The organism is Clostridium sp. CTA-19 (assembly GCF_054767855.1).
Genome location: NZ_BAAABH010000062.1, coordinates 1 through 5903, shown reverse-complemented (window position 1 = coordinate 5903; position 5903 = coordinate 1). Strand labels below are relative to the sequence as shown.

The following is a 5903-nucleotide window of genomic DNA, read 5'->3' as shown; positions in this document are numbered from 1 at the left end:
CCCAATCTTTCCTAAGTGGTTTACTTCTATCACGTCCCATGTTTGCTGCTTCCATTGGTGTTGATGACATTCTAACTTGTTCTTCATATTCAGTTCCAATAAACTTTTGGGCTTGGAAATAATGTTCACTTGTCATCCAATACTTACCAACAAATTTAAAGCCATGTCTAAAAAAGTTAGAAAAGCATCCATATTCATCATTAACCTTGTAAAATTTAATTGTCATAATAAACATACCTTCCTAAATGTTTTTTATACACTTTCTATGCCATTATACTTTTTAACCATTCAGTATAATATTTAGATTGCTCTTCAATATTTGCAAATTCTAAATCTTCATCGTAATCAAATATATCAACCATATCTGAATTTTTTGCTTGATTCCCCATACATAGTCTATATGCTGTTCTTCCGCTTCCCATAGACATTTGCATAGTTGATGGATAAATATTTTTAGCAGCACCATTGCAAATAATTTGAATATTTTTCTTTTCTAGCTCTTTCCTTAAATTCAACAGTGCAGAAAAGAAGTTTTCACTTTTATAGCTAATCTTTTGACCATCAATGTTTACCTCTAAGAGAACCATATCTTCATCATCAATTGCTTCTTCGTATAAAACTAAATCTGCAAAAATCAGTTTTTCTTCATTCATTAGTAGTTTAACAATTTTTCTTTCAATATTCACTTATTTACCTCCCTTAAATCTTGGATTAGGAATAAACTCTCCTGTTGGAACACCTTTTTTCATCACCCATGCACCTTTAATTTGTGATTGATTTATACCACCAGGTATTGAGAATTCCATCTGTTCTGGAAGAGGGGACTTAGCACCAAGTGTTCTATTAACATCAATATAATTTGAAGTTTCTATTTCGTACATATAACCATTTTTTCCTGCGAATTGCTGTTCAATTCCCTTTTCCGAAGTAGTTGGGATAAAGTTACCTGCTGTTGTATTACTTGTAACATGTTGTTCTAAATTAGTATGAGTTCCTTTAGATGTGAATCCCTGTTCAAACACAACATCTGAAGTTACTGTTGAACGCTCACCTCTAAATAATGTTTTAACTTCAGCCGCCCCCTTGGAACAGAGTCCGTCTTATTACATTCTACTGTTACAATCTTGTCTTTCCAGTACTTCTCACGTAAAATCAAGAAACTAGCCTGTTTTATTTTTCAGCTAGTTCTTCTGCCTTGATTACACTGCATTATTAATATTATGTCATTACTTTAATTTGATATTTCATTTATTTCTATAAGCTATAGAATACTTAAACTTAACGCAGCCAATAATTCTAGAGTTATGCTTTTAAATATTGTTATTAGCGATTTTTATGCTACATATTCTCTATTTCATCATTGAATCTATCAGCTAAAAATTCTAAAAATGTATTATATCGTTCACCTAATATCCCACCTATTCTATCCCATTCGATTACTTTTTCAGTATTTATATCTATACAATACAACCATTCATCACAATTTTCTACTACTATTAAATTAGTCGATAACCCATAATTCCTATACTCTATAGTAATATCTCTAAACACTGGTCTATTTACCTTAGATATACCTAATATTTGTACTCCGCCTATTCCACCTTGACCATAATTCTTAATAAACCATTTATATTGCTCAGGTACATTAATACCTAATTCTTTTTTAGAATCACTGATTATTTCATCATTTGATATTTTTCCTATAAAGTCTTCATCCTCTGAGTACTTTTCTATCATACTTATTATTTTTTCTTGCATTAAATCTCTTCCTCCTATTTAGTAAAGTCTTTATATCTAGACCTCCAATATTTACTCCTAAATTTATTATATTGCTTTTCTAATATTGGATTATTCCTAAAACTTTCACCTTCTCCAACTAATCCATGAAGTTGATTAGTATACTTTTGATGAGTACCTTCTAATATTTCTACCATTGCTCCTGATTCTTGTTGTGTTAAGTGGTGTAATTGTATAGACTTTCCATCACTATCAATTGGAGCTCTTCCCTTTTTCATTAGCTGAAGATTAGTCAATCCAGAATCTTTGTCATAGTAATTTATGTCTATATCTCCTCTTTGATATACACGTCTACTTACATCTCTTACCTCTCCATTAACTTTAAATGTACCATTAAATTCTACTGGATTATATACTTTAGGGCTACCCATACTACAAGTATTATGAACAAGCACTCCAGCATCTGAAACAAAGTAAGTATGCCAATTAGAAACTTCAAAGTTATATACCTTTACTGGTTTATTTAACTTCTCTTTATAACTATTATCTTATAAATATTTATGTACTTCTAAACCTAGTAATTCAATTAGTCCTTACCACATTCTATTATAATCTTCTCATCCATTACAAATTTCATGGTTATCAACTTACATATTATCTACTAAAAAACAATGAACCAGCCTACTTAAATTTCAGCTGGTTCATTTCATTTTTTATTACATTATTAAAACTATGAAGTTTAATTTTTTATATAGTTATTACTTCATTTAATTTATTCAATTTTCCATTTTATGAAGTTAGTTAATTTATAATTTTGCATTTAGCTTATCTCTTTAATTATATTTAGTGATTTAAAAAATGATGTTGGATTAGCTTTTGATGCATAAATTAATGGTGATTCATATCTATCCATTTCATATATTTCTCCATGTACATTATTAATATATTTGTTTGACAGTTGCAATAATTTTTGTTCATCTATTTTATTAAAATCACCTTTATTAACTGTTAATGTTATAAACTGAGAATTCCTCACTATCATTACATCATAATCAAAAGAAGCACTTTGAAAATCTTGTGGTATTGAAAACATTGAAATGTATTTAATTTCTTGCCCATTTTGAATTTCATTCAGAACCTTTTTTTCATTTCTACTCAATTTCATTACTTTTCCTGAATTAAGTTTTTGAGTTCTTATACCTACATAATTGTAATTATATCCTAATGATTCAATTATTTTTTTAGCGTCTTCATACCAGTCTTCCCACTTAAAATCATTATCAATGTTTTTCCCATATATTGTAATTGAAATTGTTTCTTTCTCCATATTCATATTCTCCTTATTATTTTATAGGTCTCACTTTTATTGTACCAGCTCTATCTCCAATTATTCTTTGATTATCAATCATTCTCTCAAGTAAAGCTGCTGGGTCATCTGTTTTACTTGGTACTTCAACTTGGTCTATTGTACCATTATGTCTTACCCCCATTACATCTGGTCTTCTGTTAGGTTTTGCTCCTGGAATTTCATTACTAAGACCTTTATTTACATATACCTTTTTATAATCACCACTATTTTTCATGACATCTACTTCATCAAGTATTGTTTCCCAATGACCTTGAGTTCCATTTGTATGTGGTTTACTTGGCAATACAATTTTAGGTTCTCCTATCTCCCTTAGCACTTCCCATACTACAAGTATTATGAACAAGTACTCCAGCATCTGAAACAAAGTAAGTATGCCAATTAGAAACTTCAAAGTTATATACCTTTACTGGCTTATTTAGCTTTTCTTTATAACTATTATCTTATAAATATTTGTGTATTTCTAAAGTTACTTCTAAACCTAGTAATTCAATTAGTCCTTACCACATTCTATTATAATCTTATCATCCATTACAAATTTCATGGTTATCAACTTACATATCTATTCTATCCTTATTTTAATTATTCCTAAAGGCATTAGTGTTAATTACCTAGGAACTTCTTTATTGATCCCAATTATTTATTTATCTACTAAAAAAATAATGAACCAGCCTACTTAAATTTCAGCTGATTCATTTCATCTTTTCACTACGTTATTTAGATTATGCAGTAACTACACTAATACGCTCATCCTTACTAAAACACACATCATTTATTCTATAATTTATAAGTATTTCTTGTATTTCTTTTGGTAAATCTGATAAATATAGTCCTTTATCAGGTTTACTAACCAATTAGTAATCTTGTAGATGCTGTGGTGCATTTGAAACATCATAACAGAAAATACCTTTTCGTGTCATGTTTATACATTCTTTAAGATAATTATCACTTGGATATTCCTCAACTGACTTATTAACAAGTTTAGCTTCTGCAATATAAGTACTAAGTGCATCAAAATATTCGCACACTATATCCAAAATTTCTCTAGATTCACAAATAAATTCTGGTACACATCCTGTACCTTCAGTTGTAAATTGTGCAATATTGTCATTGCTATCAATAGCATACCATTCTAAATCTTCAATTTCTAAATCAAATTCTGTTATTCTCATTTTTATTCTCCTATCAATATGAATCACCAAATATCTCTAAACAATTATTACATGGAGATTTTATCGCTCCAGTTCTTGGTCTTACTGCCTTGGTAAATCTTATATTTCTAATATCACTTCCTATATTTAGTAATTGATTTACACGTCTAAATTCCGCACATGCACCAACTGTATTTTTTCTATTAACTCCTTTTGACCCAACGCCACCAATTGGGTTTGCTTTATTTATAAGCTGTAAATTTATATTATTTGGTATTTCTCCAGCAAAATCTGCAACAACATTACCACTTTCTAAATCATATGCACCTATTGCCATCGCTTTTCTTTTAACTCCAGGGGTATTTTGAATCAAACTATCTCTTGCGTACTCAACATTTTTGTATATATCATATTCTCTTATAGTGGTATAAACATTTCCTTCAGGTCCAACATAAAAATCAGCTTTAGCCGCCCCTGGTCTTAGATAGAAAAATGAAATGAGAGAAAAGAAGTGGCAACAAAAATCTGTGCCACTTCTACAATATCCCTGAATTCCACATAGATTTAAACTGATAAATATTTACTGCTTATCTACAAACGGTTTAATATTTTGAATACGAGCCACTTCAAACGTACACTGAATTTCCTGCTCATCACTCATAGATATTTCACAACAGTACTTATCGCTATTGCTCTGCATAGTAAACTTCTCGATTCTTGGCTTATCTTCTTTTACGTCTATTCTTAAATAGTTCAAGCCATAAAACTCTAGCCTTACATAGACACTTTCAAAGACACCCCATTTTTTAGGAACCTTTGTTGGCTCATCATGAACTAATATTGATAACTCAATTCTAGAATCAATCATTTGCCAATTTACATTAATTAGTTCAGCTTTTTCAAATACATTTTTGTCACCAAAAATATTCTTAATTACAACTGCATTATCAATTCCTTCAAACATAGTTTCACCACCTATTTTCTATTTCTATAATTAAAGTAATAATGGTCCTTCATACACTGAACGGCTCCGTTCTTAGTATTTGTTGAAGGTCTAACATTAAAATGGGAAGGTTGATTACCAATACCAGAATTATAATAATGTCCGTAAGAATGGTCTTGTATAACCGCCTTATCTATAGGATTTCCTTGTACATCAAATTTTCCTTGCACTGAATATGTTAACTCACGTGTTTCTACAAAGTTATTATTCGCATCTAGAATTCTCTTTTTATTCTCATCCAATAAAGGAACCATTTTTTGCTCAAGAGGATGTTGCGATTTACTTATGCCTAAATCCTTCTTAATTTCTGACAAAGCTTGCTTTCTAGAAACAGGATTAGCCTCCCCCTTAGCACTTCCCATACTACAATTATTATGAACAAGTACTCCAGTATCTGAAACAAAGTAAGTATGCCAATTAGAAACTTCAAAGTTATATACCTTTACTGGTTTATTTAACTTTTCTTTATAACTATTATCTTATAAATATTTATGTACTTCTAAACCTAGTAATTCAATTAGTCCTTACCACATTCTATTATAATGTTCTCATCCATTACAAATTTCATGGTTATCAACTTACATATCTATTCTATCCTTATTTTAATCATTCCTAAAGGCATTAATGTTAATTACCTAGGATCTTC

Annotated in this window: 11 protein-coding genes and 2 pseudogenes; all 13 read right to left on the bottom strand. The window is 29.8% G+C overall.

Annotated elements, in window-relative coordinates:
* The coding region (locus ACYUE0_RS17390; RefSeq protein ID WP_460271873.1) for an NADAR family protein at positions 1-226 on the bottom strand (226 nt) is incomplete at its 3' end.
* Between the two features lie 37 nt (positions 227-263).
* Positions 264-686, bottom strand: coding sequence for a hypothetical protein (locus ACYUE0_RS17385; RefSeq protein ID WP_460271871.1), 423 nt, complete (start codon positions 684-686; stop codon positions 264-266).
* Positions 687-1022 carry a scabin-related ADP-ribosyltransferase gene (locus ACYUE0_RS17380; RefSeq protein WP_460271869.1) on the bottom strand — a complete coding sequence of 112 codons (336 nt, stop codon included), beginning with the start codon at positions 1020-1022 and terminating at the stop codon, positions 687-689.
* Between the two features lie 316 nt (positions 1023-1338).
* Positions 1339-1758 (bottom strand): SMI1/KNR4 family protein, encoded by a 420-nt coding sequence (locus ACYUE0_RS17375; RefSeq protein ID WP_460271867.1) that lies wholly within the window; start codon positions 1756-1758, stop codon positions 1339-1341.
* Positions 1759-1772: 14 nt separating this feature from the next.
* Entirely contained in the window at positions 1773-2168 is a 396-nt protein-coding gene (locus ACYUE0_RS17370; RefSeq protein WP_460271875.1) for an HNH/ENDO VII family nuclease, read from the bottom strand.
* A 15-nt stretch (positions 2169-2183) separates the two neighbouring features.
* Positions 2184-2249 (bottom strand): annotated as a pseudogene (locus ACYUE0_RS17365) (HNH endonuclease); the annotation flags it as partial.
* Positions 2250-2557: 308 nt separating this feature from the next.
* Positions 2558-3064 (bottom strand): hypothetical protein, encoded by a 507-nt coding sequence (locus tag ACYUE0_RS17360; protein ID WP_460271865.1) that lies wholly within the window; start codon positions 3062-3064, stop codon positions 2558-2560.
* 16 nt (positions 3065-3080) lie between these two features.
* Positions 3081-3449, bottom strand: a complete 369-nt coding sequence (locus ACYUE0_RS17355) for a hypothetical protein (protein WP_460271863.1) — start codon at positions 3447-3449, stop codon at positions 3081-3083.
* Between the two features lie 508 nt (positions 3450-3957).
* Positions 3958-4275 carry a hypothetical protein gene (locus ACYUE0_RS17350; protein ID WP_460271861.1) on the bottom strand — a complete coding sequence of 106 codons (318 nt, stop codon included), beginning with the start codon at positions 4273-4275 and terminating at the stop codon, positions 3958-3960.
* Positions 4276-4288: 13 nt separating this feature from the next.
* Positions 4289-4627, bottom strand: a complete 339-nt coding sequence (locus tag ACYUE0_RS17345) for a hypothetical protein (protein WP_460271859.1) — start codon at positions 4625-4627, stop codon at positions 4289-4291.
* 207 nt (positions 4628-4834) lie between these two features.
* The gene (locus ACYUE0_RS17340; protein ID WP_090043329.1) at positions 4835-5218 is read right to left on the bottom strand and encodes an immunity 50 family protein; all 384 of its coding nucleotides are present in this window, start codon (positions 5216-5218) and stop codon (positions 4835-4837) included.
* 11 nt (positions 5219-5229) lie between these two features.
* Positions 5230-5511, bottom strand: coding sequence for an HNH/endonuclease VII fold putative polymorphic toxin (locus ACYUE0_RS17335; protein ID WP_460271857.1), 282 nt, complete (start codon positions 5509-5511; stop codon positions 5230-5232).
* A 126-nt stretch (positions 5512-5637) separates the two neighbouring features.
* Positions 5638-5700: pseudogene (locus ACYUE0_RS17330) on the bottom strand (HNH endonuclease); the annotation flags it as partial.
* Between the last annotated feature and the right edge of the window lie 203 nt (positions 5701-5903).